Origin of the sequence: Arthrobacter sp. AZCC_0090 (genome assembly GCF_014207375.1) — a bacterium.
Lineage (GTDB): Bacteria > Actinomycetota > Actinomycetes > Actinomycetales > Micrococcaceae > Arthrobacter.
The window spans coordinates 155,782-172,708 of sequence record NZ_JACHEE010000010.1; the positions used below are offsets into that span (position 1 = coordinate 155,782).

A 16,927-nucleotide genomic window follows, 5' to 3' on the forward strand; every position below is an offset into this window, starting at 1 on the left:
GTTGTGATGTTCACTTAGTGCATGAGGGCCATATGGAAGGGTTCTATCGCGTTCGGGCTGGTCAACGTGCCTGTCAAGCTCTACAGCGCCACCGAGGACCACGATGTCAGTCTTCACCAGGTCCACAACAAAGACGGAGGCCGCATCCGCTATCAACGGAAGTGCGAAATCTGCGCCTCTGTTGTGGATTACGAGGATATCGACAAGGCCTACGAAGAGGAAGGCCGTACGGTGGTGCTGTCCGCCGCGGATTTGAAGTCGTTGCCCGCGGAGAACAGCCGCGAAATCGAGGTAGTGGAGTTCGTTCCGGCCGAGCAGTTGGACCCCATCATGTATGAGCGACCCTACTACCTGGAGCCCGATTCCAAGTCCCCCAAGGCCTATATGCTGCTCCTGCGCACCTTGCAGGACACCGAGCGCGTGGCAATTGTGCAGTACGCCCTCCGGCAGAAGACCAGGCTCGGTGCGCTGCGGGTGCGGGGGGACGTGCTGATGCTGCAATCCCTGCTCTGGGACGACGAAGTCCGCGAGGCCAACTTCCCGTCGCTGGAGACCGACGTCAAGATTTCGGACAAGGAGCTCGAGATGTCCTCGGCCCTGGTGGACTCCATGGCGCGCGACTTCGAGCCCGAGCAATACACCGACAACTACCAAGTGCAGTTGCGCCAACTCATCGCGGCCAAGTTCGAAAAAGGCGACTCCATCGACACCGAGGAGACCTTCGGCGTCACGGCAAGCGAAGGGGAAGGCGGCGAGGTCATCGACCTCATGGAGGCCCTCAAGCGGAGCCTCGACAAGAAGCGCGGCAAAGCTTCCGCTGGATCGGCCGCTGAAGAGCCCGACGACGGGGCCACCGCCAAGGCGGCCAGCAAGCCCAGGGCGAGGGTCAAGAAAGCCTGACGCGCCGCCGTCGTGCTCCCCCTCCCACGAGCAGTGGACATGTCCCTCGCACGTACACCGCTCCCACGAACACCGCTCCCACGAACACCGCTCCCACGAACACCGCTCCCACGAGCAAGGGACATGTCCCTAGTGCTGGGCAAGGGGTGGGCATAATCCCAATATGTCCACTCCCGGGCCTGGGCGGAGGGCATGTCCCTCCGGGATCCCGGAGCGAAGACTGGACATGTCCCTTGTGCTGGGCAACGGATGGGCATAATCCCAATATGTCCACTCCCGGGCCCGGGCGGAGGGCATGTCCGGTGGATGGTCTAGTGGTTTCGAAGCGCTGAGATCAGCTCGGCTTTCTTCTTGCTTGAGTACCCTGTGAGGCCCAGTTCCTTGGCTCGGGACTTGAGTTGGGGCACAGTCCAGTCCTCGTAGTCGCCCGAGGTGCCGCCACGCCGGCCGATTTCCTTGCGACCTTCCTTGGCAGCGGCATTCGAGATCCTGGCGGCCTTTTCCTTGGATGCGCCATCCTCGCGGAGGGTTTCGTAGAGCTCGGGATCTTTGAGGCTGGGATTTTTCTTATTTGGCATGGGTTCCTCCTTCGGTCACGGTCCGGCTATGAGGGGAGCTCCATCCGAAATCCGCAGCGGCACTGCAACACCTTTGTCGCCAGGTACACGTCGAGCAGATCCACTGCGGGGTCCTCGGTGGACATGGGCGCATACACGCTGTGGAATCCGGTTCCAGAAATTTTCATGGGTTCGCCGCAATGGATGTATTCTCCGCCGAATTGCAGCACACCCGATACTGTTCCACGCTGGTTCAGGATCGCAGCGACGTCCTGGAAAGTTGCAGCATGGGCATAAAACGTATCGCATTCCACGCAGGTGTAGGCGATATCCACGAGTTCTGCCATCGGCGGTTTGAGGGGCTCGATGGAATCAAGAATCACGTGCTCATTGGTGTCGCAAGTGCCGCACCAGATTCGTTCGGCCCCGGGACGCGGTGCGCCGGCGGGGAGAATCGGGTCAGAAATGGTCGGCATTGACTTAACCCCTTGGACCGGGAAGTGCGGCTCCTGCCCACAGCAGGAGCCGCACTCCGAGTGGACTAGTCCTTCTTGAAAGCGTCCTTTACCTTTTCGCCGGCCGCCTTCAGGTCGCTCTTGGCTTGATCCGTCTTGCCTTCGGCTTCGAGCCTTTCGTTACCCGTCAGCTTTCCGGCCGCTTCCTTGGATTTGCCCGCAATCTTCTCACCGGCGTTTTGGATCTTGTCATCTGCACCCATGGACGTACTCCTTTGGTGGTTGTTGTTTTACTTCTTCTCGCCAAGTGGCGGGAGGCAAGCCACTGTAGGGTCGGCTAATCAGCGGCTAGACGCCGTGCGATCTCCGGCCGGAAACAAAGCTGAGAAGCCAGCCGATGGCCGCGACGATCAGGAGAACCAAACCGACCCAGAGGAGCCAGCTCACGGCCTGCGAGAATCCGCCAACGAGCAGAAGGACGATTGCCACAACGCCTGCAATGATCAGAAGAGTGTTCATAGTCACACATTCCTTACTTGAGTGGGGCCACCGGCAAGATGCCCGGCCCCTCGCGGTGTATTCGGTTGTCAGTTCGAGTGCGAACCGTGGTTCCTCACCGGCCCCCCCGGATTCCATGCGAGGTCTTGCTGTAGCGGATGCCGCCCCGTTTTCCGGAGTTTTCGTCCGGGACGGGCTGCTTCCGACTTCCTCCATGGTACTACTAAGCACGCTTATCAAATCAAGTGCTAAGTACGCTTACAAAAAATTCTGGGTATCGTCGTAGGGTGAATGCAGGGTCATGCGCCGGCTTCCGGGGCCGATCCGACTATTGTCAGCAGTCATCTTGGAGGGGAACCATGAAAGCATCGCAAGCTCTGGCAGACAATCTTCAGCTTGTCCTGACGGACCTTATTGAACTCCAGCTACAGGGCAAACAGGCCCACTGGAATATTGTTGGCGCCAATTTCAGGGACCTGCATCTGCAACTCGATGAACTCGTGGCAGCGGCGCGGGAGTTCGCTGACGAGACAGCCGAAAGGATGAGGGCGCTTCATGCGCTCCCGGATGGCAGAAGCAGCACTATCGCTGCCTCAACCCGCTTGGAGCAGTTCCCCGCGGGGCTGACGGAGACCAAGGACGCGGTGAAGCTGATCACCGATCGCCTCGAGCGGACTGTCCAGACCATGCGCGATGTCCACGACCAAGTGGACGAAGAAGACCCCACGACGGCGGACCTGCTGCATGCGTTCATCGCACGTTTGGAGCAGCTCGCCTGGATGGTCAGCGCCGAGATAATGTCTGCCAGTGCGTCCGTGGCAGACCCACAGGAAGCCTAGACAACCCGCGCCACAGCATGCCACGGCTCCGACGCAGTCATCCCGGTACGCCTGGTATCTCCCGGCGAAGGTCCGGCCGCGGTTTCAGCTATCACCGTCCGGACGGATCCCTCGTGGCGGGCGATGAACGAAGGCGTCTTGAGGCGCTCGCAATTCCTCCCGCGTGGGCCGACGTCTGGATATGCCCGTTCGAAAACGGGCATATCCAGGCAATGGGAGTGGACGACGCCGGCCGGAGCCAATACATCTACCACCCCGAGTGGCGGGCACGCCGGGATACTGAAAAATTCGCCCGTGCTGCGCGGCTCGGCGTCGCTATGCCCAAAGCGCGGCGGGCGGTCTCGCGCCATCTGCGCGAGTCCCCTTCGGAAAGGACCAGAACCCTGGCCGCGGCTGTGCGGCTCATGGATCTCGGGGCCTTGCGCGTTGGATCAGAGGACTACACGCGGCGCAACGGATCGTACGGCCTCACGACTTTGAGGTGTAAGCATGTGAAGGTCAGCGGAGACACGGTTTCCCTGCAATTCCCGGGGAAGAGCGGTCAACCGTGGGAATCCACCATCGAGGACCCCGCGCTGGCCCGGTTCCTCAAGCCCCTGGCGGACAGGGCCGGCAGGCAGCCCTTGTTGGCTTTCAACGAAGGCGATGGCTGGGTCTCCCTGAATGCCACGATGGTCAACGAGTATCTCCGCCATATCACGGGCGACGACTACACAGCCAAGGACTTCCGCACTTGGAAAGGCACAGCTGCGGCCGGCATGGCGCTCGCAGGTCCAGCCTCAAAAGTGCCAGCCCGCCAGCGGGTCCTTGAAGCCATCAAGCAAACCGCCGAACTGCTCGGCAACACGCCAACCGTGGCGAGGGCATCCTACGTTGATCCCCGCATCGTGGAGGGTTTTCTGGCCGGCGACCTCGAAAAGCTCAAGGCCACGGAGTCCGACATTGCGGGCTATCTGACGTCTTTGCCGTGAACACAAAAAGAGCATGCTCCCCGCTGGCTGCGAGGAAAGGACATATTAGGAATATGTCCATCCTTCAGTGCCAAGGGAGAGCATGCTCAGTGGGGTTACTCGGCGTCGTGGTCCGTTTCGAGGATCTTCACGAGGCGGTCCAGGGCTTCATCGGCCCCGGTACCCTCGGCGCGCAGCACGACGACGTCGCCGAATGAAGCTCCGAGGCTCATGAGGGACAGGATGCTGGCGGCGTCCATGGCGTCGTCGGCGGGCTCGCCTTCGCGGGCGATGGTGACCTCGAGGTCCAGTTCGCCGGCGGCTTCGGCGAAGATAGCTGCCGGGCGGGCGTGCAGGCCGACGCGGCTGGCAATGGTGGCGGTACGTTCGGACATTGTTGCTCCTTCGATTGTGGGCTTGGGGAAAGTCTAGAGACCCAGCTCGTCCAGGATAGGCAGCTGGGCACGAACGGCTTGGCGCGCGACGGATGCGCTCGGAGCGGCCAGTGCCGCCGTCGCGAGCTTTTGGGCTTGTGCCACGGTAACAGTTGCCAGGACAGCCGAAACGGCGGCCAGGGCGCGGGCACTCATCGAAAGCGTCGCCACGCCGAGTCCAACGAGTACGACGGCGAGGGCCGGGTCCGCTGCTGCCTCGCCGCAGACTCCCACGGGGCGAGCCGTGCCGCCCGCGCTGGCGGCAGCAGCGCCGTCGGCGGTCAACTTCACGAGCTGCAGCACTGCAGGCTGCCACGGATCATTGAGCGTGGCGAGCGGACCGAGTTGGCGGTCCGCGGCCATGGCGTATTGGGTGAGGTCGTTGGTTCCGAGCGATGCGAAGCTCACTTCGCGCAGCACGGTGGCGGCGGTCAGGGCAGCAGACGGGACCTCCACCATGACGCCGGGCACTTTCAAGCCGGCCGCGGCGCAGAGGGATGCGAAGTGAGCGGCTTCCTCGGCCGTGGAGATCATGGGTGCCATAACCCACACCTCGGCTTGGTTGGCGGCCTCTGCAGCGGCTATGGCTTCCAGCTGGCGCTCGAGTACGCCCGGGGAAGTCAAGTCGGTGCGGTAACCGCGGACGCCCAATGCGGGGTTGGGTTCATCCGCGTTGGTGAGGAACGGCAGGGGCTTGTCCGCGCCGGCGTCGAGGGTTCGGACCACCACCTTCTTGCCCGGGAACGCGGCAAACACGGCGCCGTAGGCGGCGATCTGCTCCTCGACGGTGGGTTCGTCGTCGCGATCCAGGAAACAGAATTCGGTGCGCAGCAACCCGACGCCCTCGGCACCGGCGTCGGCGGCTTTGACCGCGTCGGCACCCGTACCGACGTTGGCGAGCAGCGGAACCCGGAACCCGTCGGCCATCACGTTGCTGCCGCTGAAGGCGGCAACGGTACACGCCTGGGTAGCCCAAACCTTGGCCGCAAGACGGAGTTCCTCACCGGGATCCACCGTGATGGTGCCGGCAGCGCCATCGACGTAGATCTCGGTGCCGTCCCCGATCTCATCGACCCCCGGGGCCGCGACGATCGCCGGCAGGCCGAGGGCGCGGGCCAGGATGGCGGTGTGGGACTGCGGGCCGCCACTCGAGGTGATCAGCGCGATCACCTTGGCGGGGTCCAGGGTGGCGGTGTCTGCCGGGGCGAGGTCCTCGGCGGCCAGGATGAACGGAACGTCCGACGCCGGGATGCCCGGCGCGGGCAGACCGCGCAGTTCAGAGACGATGCGGGCACGGACGTCCAGGACGTCGGCCACGCGCTCTGCCATGTAGCCGCCGAGGGCCTTCAACGAGTCCGCAACCGTGGCACCTGCCTCCCAGATGGCCCGTTCAGCGGTACGTGCGCCGCCCGGGGCATCGGGGGAGAGGAGCTTGATGGCCGATTTCACCAGCATCGGATCGGCGGCCATCAAGGCGGTTGCTTCCAAGACCTCTTTGCCTTCGCCGGACGCGGTGGCGGCTCGGGCACGGAGTTCCGCCTGCACGGCCTTGGCTGCATCCTTGATGCGCTGGCCTTGCGATTCGACGGTGACGTCCGCAGGAATGTTGACTGCTCCGGGCAGCTGCGCTGCAGGTTCCCGAACCGGCTTCGGCATCTGTCGAACCGGCCCTAGAACGCGCCCCGGAGCAACGCCTACGCCTGAAAAGGTCTGCATGGATTTAGTCCTCTACTTGCTTGCTGGGGGCTGGTTCAGGCTGCGACGGCGACCGGAGCCTGCTCTGCCTCAACGGGCTTCCTGACTGCATAGCGCTTGAGCGCCAGCAGGAGGAAAGCTGTGATGACGGCGCCGACTGCGATCGAGATGAAGAACATGAGGACGTTGCCGATAGCGAAGAAGACGAAGGCTCCGCCGTGCGGGGCCTGCGAGGTGACCCCGAAAGCCATGCTCAGGGCACCTGTCACTGCGCCGCCCACCATGCTGGCCGGGATCACGCGGAGCGGGTCAGCAGCTGCGAACGGGATGGCGCCTTCGGAGATGAAGGAAGCACCGAGCAGCCAGGCTGCCTTGCCGTTTTCGCGCTCGGCCAGGCTGAAGCCCTTCTTGTTGAGCACGGTTGCCAGTGCCATGGCGAGCGGCGGCACCATGCCGGCCGCCATAACGGCAGCCATGATCTGCCACGGAGCCTGGTTGGCCACGCTTCCGGCCCCAAGGCCGGCCACGGCAAAGGAGTAGGCAACCTTGTTGACGGGGCCACCGAGGTCGAAGCACATCATGAGGCCGAGGATAATGCCGAGAACCACTGCCGCCACGCCAGTCATGCCGGAGAGCCAGTCGTTAAGGGCCTTCGTGAGCCCGGCGATCGGGCTACCTAGGAACAGGATCATGATCCCGGAGGCCACAATGGAGGCCAGCAGCGGGATGATGACCACCGGCATCAGGCCGCGAAGCCAGCGCGGAACCTGGAAGCTCCCGATCCAGTACGCGACGACGCCAGCTAGCAGGCCGCCGACGAGGCCGCCCAAGAAGCCAGCACCCATGAAGACTGCCACGGCGCCGGCCGTGAAGCCGGGAGCAATGCCGGGGCGGTCAGCGATGCCGAAGGCGATGTAGCCTGCCAGCGCCGGGACGAGGAAACTGAACGCCAGGGCTCCGATCTTGAAGAGGACCGCGCCCAGGTAAGCGCCCAGGGGGCCCAAGGCATGCGCCGGGATCTCGGTGGGCAGGTTGAGAAGGTTGTTGGCGCCAAGGATCTTGTCCGCCGTGCCGCCGAGGGCGATTTCGTAGCCGCCCAGCAGGAAGCCCAGGGCGATCAGGAGACCGCCGCCGGCGACGAACGGGATCATGTAGCTTACGCCGGTCAGCAGCACTTTCTTGACCTTGGTGCCGAAGTGCTCGCTGGCGGCTTCGGCCGCGTGCTCGGCGTTTTCTTCGGCGCCAAAGTGCGGAACCCGGTGGGCGTGGGGATCGGAGGCGGCGGCGATGGCTTCCTGCACCATCTTGGCCGGCTCGTCGATACCGCGCTTTACGGGCGCGTTGATGACCGGCTTGCCGGCAAAGCGCTCCTTGCCGCGTACATCGACGTCTACTGCGAAGATCACAGCGTCTGCGGCGGCAATGACAGCCGGGTCCAGCGCGGTGAATCCGCCCGAACCCTGCGTCTCCACCTGCAGGTCCACGCCGGCTTCCTTGCCCGCAGCTACGAGGGAGTCGGCTGCCATGTAGGTGTGGGCGATGCCGGTGGGGCAGGCCGTGACGGCGACGATCCGCTTGGGCGCCATCGCTGAAGCGGCACGGGCCGAAGCCGGGGCGGCCTCCGCAGCGGGCGCTGCCGAGTCGGCTGCGTGCGCGGCCGGCTTGTCGGCCAGTGCAGCGTCAACCAAGTCAACGATGTCCTGCTCGGTGGTAGCCGCACGGAGAGCTGCCGTGAAGTCCTTCTTGATGAGGGAACGGGCCAGCTTGGAGAGCAGCTTCAGGTGCTCCTGGTCCGCTCCTTCCGGGGCTGCAATGAAGAAGATGATGTCCGCGGGGCCGTCCTTGGCACCGAAGTCCACCTTGTGTGAAAGCCGGGCCATTGCCAGGGTCGGCTCAGTCACAGCAGCGGAGCGGCAGTGCGGGATGGCGATGCCGCCGGGCACGCCCGTGGCAGTCTTTTGCTCGCGGGCGAAGGCGTCCGCGAAGAGCCCTTCAACCTCGGAGGCGCGTCCCGCTGCGGCAACTTTGCCTGCCAGGAAGCGGATGACGTCGGCGGGAGAATCGCCGAGGTTCTGGTCGAGGGAGACCAGTTGGGGGGTGATGAGCTGGGTCACTGTTAGTCCTTCTAGAGGGCCGTGATGGTTACGGCGTCGGGAGTTGTTTGGTGTACCGCCGGGACAGTGGAGCCCGGCAGCGAAGCAGCGGCGGCACCGTGTGCCACAGCCTGACGGAGGCAGTCCTGCGCGGAACCGCCGCGAGTGGCGGCCAGCAGATAGCCAGCAAGGGAAGAATCGCCGGCACCAACTGTGCTGACGGCTTGGATCGGCGGATGCGTGGCGAGCCACGCGCCGTCGGCGGTTACCAGGACGGCGCCCTTGGAACCGAGTGTTGCGAGTACTGCACCCACACCGCTGCCGACGACGGCGGCAGCAGCCCTGGCGGCGAGGCCCGGGTCCGCTTCCAGTTCGTCAGCCGTGTGGACGTCTGTGAAGCCGGCCGCGGCGGCCAATTCGGCCAGTTCCTCGGCGTTGGGCTTGAGGAGATCGGGCTTGCCGTTGATGGCGCCCTTTGAATCGCTACTGATAGCGGCCGCCAGCGGGGCGCCGGAGGAGTCAATCGCTATAAGCGGCGGTTCGCCGTCGTTCCCGGAACGGAGACGACGGGCGACAGTGGCGTAAAAATCTGCCGGAACTCCTGGTGGGAGCGATCCGGCCAGTACCACCCAGCTCGCGCCACGGGAGCGGTCAAGCAGCAGCCCGATCAGGGCTTCCTGCTCGTCCAGGCTCAACTTCGGGCCGGGTTCGTTGATCTTGGTGGTGACGCCGTCCGGTTCGGTGAGCGTCACATTGCTGCGCAGCGGCTCACTGATGGGGAGCGCCGCGTACGGGACGCCGTCGTCGAGCAGTCCCGCGAGGACGGGATCGGAATCCGCGCCCGGCAGGACAGCGACGGTGTCCAGGCCCGAGGCGACCAGCGCCCGGGAGACGTTGACGCCCTTGCCACCGGAGTGCTGGTGGACGGCGATGGCGCGTTGGACCTCACCGCGGGCCAAGGGGGCCGGGAGCTCCACGGTACGGTCCAGGCTCGGGTTGGCGGTCAGGGTGACGATCATGCGACCACCACGTCGACGCCGGCCTCGGCCAAAGCCGCGGAGAGCTCTTCAGAGGGTTCGTGGTCAGTAATCACGGTGTCCACATCTTTCAGGGCAGCGAACTGGACGAGGGTTTCCGCGTCCAGCTTGGAGGAGTCCGCGAGGACGACGACGCGCCGTGCGGACGTGACGAAGGCGGCCTTGACGGCGGCTTCTTCGGGGTCAGGGGTGCTGAGCCCGAACGTGGCGTGGATACCGTTGGCACCGACGAAGGCGATGTCCGGGCGGAGCCGGGAAGCGGCTTCGACCGTGGACTGCCCCACCGCGGCCTGCGTGAGGCCGCGGACGCGGCCGCCCAGGATCTGGAGGGAGATGTTCGGGTTGCCGGAGAGCCGCCCGGCAATGGGGATGGCGTGGGTGATGACAACCAGTTCTTCACGGGCGGCGTTTCCGTTGGCGGAGGCGAGGTGTTGGGCCGTGCGTTGGCCCAGCAGGCGGGCCAGAGCCTCCGTGGTGGAGCCGGCGTCGATCAGGATGCTGCCGGCCGCGTTCTCGGGGATGAGCGCAAGGGCGGCCTCGGCGATACGAAGCTTTTCCGGTTGGCGCTGGATGGCGCGCTCAACGACGCTTTCCTCGCGGGTGCTAAGGCGGTCCGAGGGGACAGCCCCGCCGTGCACGCGGCGGAGGTTGCCGGCGGATTCGAGGGCAGCGAGGTCACGGCGAATGGTCTCCGTGGTGATGCTGAATCGGTCCGCGAGGTCTGTGACGCTGACCCGTCCGCGCTCGGCGACGAGCTCGGAGATCAGCTGTTGGCGCTCTTCAGCAAACACATACCCTCCATTGCGTACAAGCGATCTGGTACATCAGTGACAGTCATCACATGATGTGGAATTGCTTGACTCTATCTTTGTTCATGTTGGTCTGTCAACAGAAAACAACATAAACAAAGATTCGGGTGTGTATGGGCGTGTTTGGGAGCGTGCTGACAGTGGTCGCGGGCGGGAAAGCTACAGATTCTGCTGGATCATTCGAAGGCTGGCCGCTTGCGACCCCGAAATGACGGGGGCCACAAGTTTGGATGCCGGAATGATCCAGCAGAATGTGACAGGGGGCGGGCGGGCCGGACGGGCTACAAAAGGCTGGCTGCCGTATCGCCGAGCCGGAAAGTGCCCTACGGCCACTCGATCTCGCTGGGGCCGGGGTAGTCGATGGGGAGGTTGTCAGGGTCGGGAGGGTCCGGCAAACGGAGCTGCGGAGAAGGATCCGCGGCTTTGCGCTGCTTGCTCCGGTGTTTGTCCAATTGGTCGGACTCTTGCCGGGGGTCGCCTTCGAGGCGTCGATTCTGTGCACTTTCGAGCTTCATCATGCTTCCTTTGGTTAATGCTGCGACGCGGTTAAGCAGGTATTTCCAGCTCGAAGCCGCATCTGCATCTCAAGATCTTGGTAGGAGAAGGGGGCGCGGGGAGAACTGCGAGGGCGGGGCCATCCTGAATCCCCCGACGATTCAGGATGGCCCCGCCTGCTGGACAGCGGCTGGGTGGCTGGGTGGCTGGGTGGCTGAATGGCTGTAGGAAAACCCGCAAGACATACATGTGCAGAACGCAGCGAGCCCCGGGCTGAAGGGGTTCGTGGGGTACCGGGGATTCGGAGATGGTCGACATCGACTAGCTCCGCGCCGGTATCAGGAATTTGCTCATGGGGCAGCACCTTTCACGTGAATGAAATGGCGCCCGGCTGCTTGAGCGAAAACAGGCCAATAACTCGGCCCTTGTCCGGTGGTCTGCGCGGACTGTAGAAGAATTGTGCACTCCACATCTCCGGTGCGCAACCCCGTCGGAGAGTTTGTCCAAGTGGTGGACGCTGGATTGGGATGCCCTTTTTCCTCCGTTGCTGGCCTGCAGCTCTTAGACTGGGCCATGGACGAAATCGGCCTGAATGCTTCGGTGGCGGGGCAGCTTCAGGATTTGGTCATCGATAGCGAGGACGTCAGCGGTTTCTTGGAAGACCTTGCGGTGTTCGCTGCGTCGTCAGTGTCTGCTGCGCGCTGCCAAGACGTCCTGTGCGGTATTACTCTGAGCCGGCGACGCCGATCGATGACTATCGCCGGAAGCAGTCACGAAGCCCGTCTCATTGATGAGGTGCAGCAAGCCTACGGAGATGGACCGTGTTTGGAGGCCATGAGAACCCTGAAGTCCGTCCTGGTTTCGGACACGTCCGCGGACCCTCGGTGGCCTGAATACTGCACCACCATCGCGGAGCGTGGACACCTGGCCGTCCTCTGCGTCCCCTTAGGCTTGGAAGAGGGTGCGACGGCGGCGATCAACCTGTTTGCCCCGCAGAGCGAGGCTTTCGATGAGGCCTCCGTCCGAAGCTGCGAACAATTCGCGAGCCAAGCAGAAAAGGCCTTGCGGCTGGCTGTTCGGATCGGTGCCTCGCAACAACGTGCGGAAGACCTTGAGCAGGCCATGCGTTCCCGGACGGCCATCGATCTGGCAACCGGCGTCATTATGGGCCAGAACAGGTGCAGCCAAGAGGAGGCCTTCAGGATCCTGACCAAGGCCTCAAACGGCAGGAACCAGAAACTGAGGGATGTTGCCGAATCCCTTCTCAAGTCCCTGTCGAGTGAAGCGCCGGTCTCGCACTTCGAACCGTAAGCGCCTCAGCTGGGTGGGTCCTGCCCCTAGCTGCGCTCCGCGATATTTTTGACGCTCTCCACGAGGCTGTCCCACATGCCCTTCGAATGTGCGGCTTCATCGGCACTGGCGTTGTTGTCCTGGGACAGGGTCAGCTTGGTGATGCCTTGTTCAGGCTCCAGCGTCCACGTCAGGGTGTGATAGTTCCCAGGTTCGTCGTCTTGGCCAGACAGTGGACTGAAATGGGTGTTTACCAGCCGCCTCCCGGGCTCGAACTCGAGGATGACACCCTTGTCTTCGTACTCTTTTCCCTGCCAAGTGCCGCGCCAAGCAATCGGTCCGCCGACCGTCCAATCGGTGACAACCTCGGTTCCGAACATGAACTCCTTGATGGCCTGTGGGTCGGTGAGCACTGACCACACCCGGTCGGCGCTTGCATGGATCGCGATGGTTGAACTCGCAATGAAATTGCCCGTCATGTCCCTCTCCTTTTTCAAGTGGTCGGCGTCCGGGCGCCGGCGCAACAGAGTCTACGCCTGGGGTGGAGACGCCAACGCGGGGGCTTCCGCCGGTGCAACGTTGGTCTTGCAGCTGCTGTTGCGGCAGTTGCATCCTGAAAGACATTTGTGCGATATGTAAGCCTCCAGGTGTGAAGTGCTGCACTTTGCCCAATGACCTTCGAGTTCCCCACAGATACTGTGCAATGAATCACTCGAAAGGAATGCATGTCATGTCGACATCCGAAATAGGGCACGATGACTACCCCATCACCAGGGTTCCCGCAACGAAGCGGAAACACTGGTTCGGCATCGCAGTCCAGCGCTTTGGTCAGACTTCTGACCTGAGCCAGTTTCTTCTCGGGGCAACCTTTGGCTTCGGAATGACGTTCTGGGACGCTTTCTGGGCGTTCACTGTAGGCGCGCTGATCGTCGAAGCACTCATGATTTTCGTCGGCATTGCCGGCATGCGCCAAGGTCTCACGACGTCCATGCTAGCCCGCTGGACGGGCTTCGGCCGCGGCGGCGCATCCGTGCTCGGCTTAACCATCTGTATTAGCCTCATCGGCTGGTTCGGCATCCAATCAGGGATTTCCGGAGCTGGACTGAACCAGATCGTCCCTGAAATTCCCACCTGGGCATGGTCGCTGGCTTTTGGCTTGGTGGTCACCCTGATCGTGGTCCGCGGCTTTGAATCAATGCAATGGTTGGCCAACATCACCGTGCCGCTGTTCATGATCCTGATCGCTTGGGCGGCTTGGGCCGAACTGAGCAACCACTCCATCAGCCAGCTCATCAACGATGCCCCTCCGGGCGCCAACCTGGATTTTGTCACCGCCACCACCATCGTCGCTGGAAGCGCCGTTCTTGGGGCAGTCATCACGCCCGATATGACCCGCTACAACAGGACCGCTGGCGACGTCGTCAAGCAGACGGTGGTCGGCATTACGCTCGGCAACTACAGCATCGGCATGATCGGCGTCCTGCTGGCACACGCCGTAAAGTCGGCAGATGTCACCCAGATCATCTTCTCCTCGGTGGGCTGGGTAGGCATCCTGATCATCGTCCTGGGCACGTCCAAGATCAACGACTGGAACCTTTACAGCGCCGGGCTCGGCGTCGTGTCCTTCTTCAACAGCGCCATGAACAAACGCCTGAACCGTGCGCACGTCACCCTGCTGATTGGTGTCGTTGGAACTGTATTGGCAGCAATCGGCATCCTTGACAAGTTCATCGACATTCTCCTGGTGCTGGGCGTTGTCTTCCCGCCGGTTGCCGGCATCATCATGGCCGAGTACTTCGTCGTCAAGAAGTGGCGCCCCCTCCTGGAAGCCAGCCGTGCCTCCGGGCTTCCCCCGGTTGAATCGCCCAACTGGATTCCGGCGACGTTCCTCATCTGGGCGATCTCCGCGGCCCTGGGCTACTTCATCAACTTCGGACTCCCAGCCTTCAACTCCCTCGCCGCGGCGTTCATCCTCTACATCGTCGCCGGAAAGCTGAACCTCCTGCGGTCCTACGGCGACAACCAAGCAACAAACCAAACCACCACCAAGGAAGTACCGGTAACCACACCATGAGTAGCCTGAGAATCGGCATTGACGTCGGCGGCACCAACACGGACGCTGTTCTGCTGGACGGCGGGCAGGTGCTCGCTTCCACCAAGGTCCCCACCACTAAGGACGTCACCAGCGGCATCACCCAAGTGCTCAGCGCGCTAAGACACCTGAACGGCTTCAGCCCGGATGACATTCGAGGCGTCATGATCGGAACCACGCATTTCATCAACGCCCTCATCGAGGCACGGGACCTCTGCCCAACAGCAGCGATCCGGATGGGACTTCCCGCCACTGCGTCGCTACCTCCCTTCACGGACTGGCCGGATGCCCTCACCAATGCTGTCAGGGGACGCGCCTACATGGCCCACGGCGGACATGAGTTCGACGGACGCGCCATCAGCCCCTTCGACCCCGACGAAATCCGGCGCCACGCAGCAGACATTGCCGCACACGGCATCCGCTCTGTGGCGGTTTCCAGCGTCTTTTCGCCCGTCAACGATGAATTCGAGCAGCGCGCCCTGTCCATCCTCCGGGAGGAGCTTGGCCCGGAGTTCCCTGTCTCCCTGTCGCACGAAATCGGCCGTGTTGGACTCTTGGAGCGCGAGAACGCGACCATCGTCAACGCTTCCCTTGCCGAAATGGCGAACCGGATTGTCGATGGCCTCGCCAAGGCTGTCCTCGAGCAGGGCATCACGGCACCTTTGTACGTCAGCCAGAACGACGGCACGCTCATGGACATCGAATACACCCGCCGTTACCCGGTGGCGACGTTCGCTTCAGGTCCCACAAACTCCATGCGCGGCGCAGCGGTCCTCTCCGGATTCTCCGACTGCCTGATTGTGGACATCGGCGGCACCACTACCGACGTCGGCGTCCTGGTCAACGGTTTCCCCCGCGAGTCCAGCACCCACGTCCGGCTCGCTGGACTCCGCACCAACTTCCGGATGCCGGATGTCCTTTCGGCCGGCCTAGGGGGCGGTTCACGCGTCCGGTCCGACGAAGGAACTGTAGGCCCGGATTCCGTGGGGTACCGTTTGACGGATGAGTCCCTGGTCTTCGGCGGATCCGTCCTGACAGCCACGGACATCGCGGTCCGCAGCGGAAGGACCGACGTCGGAGACGCGTCGTTGGTGGGCCACATCAGTGACGCTGTGGTTCGGACAGCCCTGGAACAGATCGACCGGACCATCGCGGACATCGCCGACCGGATCCGGACCTCGTCCGCGCCGCTGCCAGTTGTCGCCGTCGGCGGCGGCTCCATCCTGCTGGCAGATAGGCTGGATGGCCTAGGCGCCATCCACCGGCCCGAGAACTTCGACGTCGCCAACGCCTACGGCGCCGCCATTGCCCAGATCAGCGGCGAGGTGGACCAACTGTCCTATCTGGCGCACGGCGACCAAAAGGCCGCCATGGAATCGGCGCGTCAGGAAGCCATTGATCGTGCCGTTGCTGCCGGCGCCAGCCCCGATACCGTGACGATCGTGGACCAGGAAGCGGTGCCGATCCCGTACCTCCCCGGGAATGCCACGCGCATCCGCATCAAGGCCGCCGGCAACCTCAAGCTAGGAATGTGAGCACATGACACTGGAACTAACACACGTCCACAAGCTGACGCGCATCACTGCCGACGACATCGACTCGCTAGCCCGCGGTGCGGCCATCCTGGGGACGGGCGGCGGCGGCGACCCCTACATTGGCGCGCTCCTCGCGCGCCAGGCGATCGAAGAGTTCGGCCCCGTGGAGCTCGTCTCCGTTGAAGACCTGGCCGACGACGCCTTCATCGTTCCTGTCGCGGCCATCGGGGCACCCACTGTTGCCGTGGAGAAAGTGGACTCGGTAGAGAACCTGACCCTCACCATCAAGCAACTGTCGGCCAGCTTTAACCGCGTTGCCACGCACACCGCTTGCGCAGAGATCGGCGGCTCCAACTCCATGCTGCCAATCGTCGCCGCGGCCCAATTGGGCATCCCCCTCGTTGATGGAGACCTGATCGGGCGCGCCTTCCCTGAGATACAGATGGGAATGCCCACCATGTACGGGATTCCGGCGTCTCCCATGGTCTTGGCCGACGAGAAGGGCAACACCCTGGTGATCAAGGGCATCGACTCGTTCTGGGGTGAGCGCTTTGCCCGGCAGGCTTCCATCGAGATGGGGTGCAACGCCTTCAACGCCACGTACGCCATGACCGGCGCCCAGGCGAGGGGCTGCTTCGTGGCGGGTTCAATGTCCCTCGCCATCACCATTGGAGACGCGGTGGTCAACGCGCAGCATAACAACCTCAACCCCTGCGATGTCCTCGCTGAAACACTCAGGGGCCGCATCATCCACGTCGGCAAGGTCACGGACTTGCAGCGCCAAACGACAGGCGGGTTCGCCAAGGGTCAGGCGATGATCGAAGGCATGGGGAGCGATTCCGGAGCGGTCCTCTCCCTGCATTTCCAGAACGAGCACCTGCTGGCAATCAAGGATGGCACCGTGGTCACCACGACGCCGGACCTCATCATTGTGGTCGACGCGGAATCCGCCGAACCGGTGACGACGGAGAACCTGCGCTATGGGCAGCGCCTGTGCATCCTGACCGCGCCTAGTGACCCCCGCTGGCACACCACCGAGGGCCTCAAGCTGGCGGGGCCCGGGTACTTTGGCTACGGCGTTCCGTCACACCGCTGGGATGGGACGCCGGAGGAGCACACGGAGTCCATCGAACGTTACCGCGCCTGACCGCCGTCGACCATCTGCCGGACCGCCGCGCCTCCAAAGAAATTTGGCGGCGCGGCGGTGGCATCATGGGACAGTAGCCAGACCTTCCTCGCGAAGAGGCG

General features: G+C 63.4%; 18 protein-coding genes. 7 read left to right on the forward strand and 11 right to left on the reverse strand.

From position 1 onward, the window contains the following. Positions 1-21: 21 nt before the first annotated feature. Positions 22-900, forward strand: coding sequence for a Ku protein (locus tag HNP00_RS16325; protein WP_184740775.1), 879 nt, complete (start codon positions 22-24; stop codon positions 898-900). Between the two features lie 311 nt (positions 901-1,211). Here HNP00_RS16325 and HNP00_RS16330 read toward each other — a convergent pair whose 3' ends face one another. The 4 genes from HNP00_RS16330 to HNP00_RS16345 all read right to left on the reverse strand — a co-directional run bounded on the left by HNP00_RS16330 (position 1,212) and on the right by HNP00_RS16345 (position 2,431). Continuing rightward, entirely contained in the window at positions 1,212-1,478 is a 267-nt protein-coding gene (locus HNP00_RS16330; RefSeq protein ID WP_184740776.1) for a Rho termination factor N-terminal domain-containing protein, read from the reverse strand. A 26-nt stretch (positions 1,479-1,504) separates the two neighbouring features. Then, positions 1,505-1,933, reverse strand: a complete 429-nt coding sequence (locus HNP00_RS16335) for a hypothetical protein (protein WP_184740777.1) — start codon at positions 1,931-1,933, stop codon at positions 1,505-1,507. A gap of 65 nt (positions 1,934-1,998) precedes the next feature. Continuing rightward, the gene (locus tag HNP00_RS16340; protein ID WP_184740778.1) at positions 1,999-2,175 is read right to left on the reverse strand and encodes a CsbD family protein; all 177 of its coding nucleotides are present in this window, start codon (positions 2,173-2,175) and stop codon (positions 1,999-2,001) included. Between the two features lie 85 nt (positions 2,176-2,260). Continuing rightward, the gene (locus HNP00_RS16345) at positions 2,261-2,431 is read right to left on the reverse strand and encodes a hypothetical protein (RefSeq protein ID WP_184740779.1); all 171 of its coding nucleotides are present in this window, start codon (positions 2,429-2,431) and stop codon (positions 2,261-2,263) included. Between the two features lie 338 nt (positions 2,432-2,769). Here HNP00_RS16345 and HNP00_RS16350 point away from each other — a divergent pair, with 338 nt between their 5' ends. Both HNP00_RS16350 and HNP00_RS16355 read left to right on the forward strand, forming a co-directional pair. Continuing rightward, positions 2,770-3,249, forward strand: a complete 480-nt coding sequence (locus HNP00_RS16350; RefSeq protein WP_184740780.1) for a Dps family protein — start codon at positions 2,770-2,772, stop codon at positions 3,247-3,249. A gap of 17 nt (positions 3,250-3,266) precedes the next feature. Beyond that, the gene (locus HNP00_RS16355) at positions 3,267-4,220 is read left to right on the forward strand and encodes a DNA topoisomerase IB (RefSeq protein ID WP_184740781.1); all 954 of its coding nucleotides are present in this window, start codon (positions 3,267-3,269) and stop codon (positions 4,218-4,220) included. Positions 4,221-4,315: 95 nt separating this feature from the next. Here HNP00_RS16355 and HNP00_RS16360 read toward each other — a convergent pair whose 3' ends face one another. From HNP00_RS16360 to HNP00_RS16385, 6 genes are all read right to left on the reverse strand, one after another. Beyond that, the gene (locus HNP00_RS16360; RefSeq protein WP_184740782.1) at positions 4,316-4,594 is read right to left on the reverse strand and encodes an HPr family phosphocarrier protein; all 279 of its coding nucleotides are present in this window, start codon (positions 4,592-4,594) and stop codon (positions 4,316-4,318) included. Between the two features lie 33 nt (positions 4,595-4,627). Further along, a complete protein-coding gene (gene ptsP, locus HNP00_RS16365) occupies positions 4,628-6,349 on the reverse strand; it encodes a phosphoenolpyruvate--protein phosphotransferase (RefSeq protein ID WP_184740783.1) in 1,722 nt (573 codons plus the stop codon). Positions 6,350-6,384: 35 nt separating this feature from the next. Next, positions 6,385-8,442 (reverse strand): fructose-specific PTS transporter subunit EIIC, encoded by a 2,058-nt coding sequence (locus HNP00_RS16370; protein ID WP_184740784.1) that lies wholly within the window; start codon positions 8,440-8,442, stop codon positions 6,385-6,387. A gap of 11 nt (positions 8,443-8,453) precedes the next feature. After that, on the reverse strand, positions 8,454-9,440 hold the full coding sequence (locus HNP00_RS16375; protein ID WP_184740785.1) for a 1-phosphofructokinase family hexose kinase: 987 nt from the start codon (positions 9,438-9,440) through the stop codon (positions 8,454-8,456). Then, positions 9,437-10,249, reverse strand: coding sequence for a DeoR/GlpR family DNA-binding transcription regulator (locus HNP00_RS16380; RefSeq protein ID WP_184740786.1), 813 nt, complete (start codon positions 10,247-10,249; stop codon positions 9,437-9,439). The genes HNP00_RS16375 and HNP00_RS16380 overlap by 4 nt, the downstream gene beginning before the upstream one ends. Before the next feature lie 341 nt (positions 10,250-10,590). Continuing rightward, entirely contained in the window at positions 10,591-10,782 is a 192-nt protein-coding gene (locus HNP00_RS16385) for a hypothetical protein (protein ID WP_184740787.1), read from the reverse strand. 553 nt (positions 10,783-11,335) lie between these two features. On the opposite strand from HNP00_RS16385, the gene HNP00_RS16390 reads away from it, so the two are divergent. After that, positions 11,336-12,073, forward strand: a complete 738-nt coding sequence (locus HNP00_RS16390; protein ID WP_184740788.1) for a GAF and ANTAR domain-containing protein — start codon at positions 11,336-11,338, stop codon at positions 12,071-12,073. A 26-nt stretch (positions 12,074-12,099) separates the two neighbouring features. Here HNP00_RS16390 and HNP00_RS16395 read toward each other — a convergent pair whose 3' ends face one another. Beyond that, positions 12,100-12,531 (reverse strand): SRPBCC domain-containing protein, encoded by a 432-nt coding sequence (locus tag HNP00_RS16395; RefSeq protein ID WP_184740789.1) that lies wholly within the window; start codon positions 12,529-12,531, stop codon positions 12,100-12,102. A 251-nt stretch (positions 12,532-12,782) separates the two neighbouring features. Between HNP00_RS16395 and HNP00_RS16400 the strand changes: the two genes are divergently transcribed. Genes HNP00_RS16400 through HNP00_RS16410 form a run of 3 tightly spaced genes read left to right on the forward strand, consistent with a single transcriptional unit; the run spans position 12,783 to position 16,826 of the window. Beyond that, on the forward strand, positions 12,783-14,126 hold the full coding sequence (locus tag HNP00_RS16400; RefSeq protein ID WP_184740790.1) for a cytosine permease: 1,344 nt from the start codon (positions 12,783-12,785) through the stop codon (positions 14,124-14,126). Positions 14,127-14,131: 5 nt separating this feature from the next. Next, positions 14,132-15,679, forward strand: a complete 1,548-nt coding sequence (locus HNP00_RS16405) for a hydantoinase/oxoprolinase N-terminal domain-containing protein (RefSeq protein ID WP_184740842.1) — start codon at positions 14,132-14,134, stop codon at positions 15,677-15,679. 4 nt (positions 15,680-15,683) lie between these two features. Continuing rightward, a complete protein-coding gene (locus HNP00_RS16410) occupies positions 15,684-16,826 on the forward strand; it encodes a DUF917 domain-containing protein (RefSeq protein ID WP_184740791.1) in 1,143 nt (380 codons plus the stop codon). The last annotated feature ends 101 nt before the right edge of the window (positions 16,827-16,927 follow it).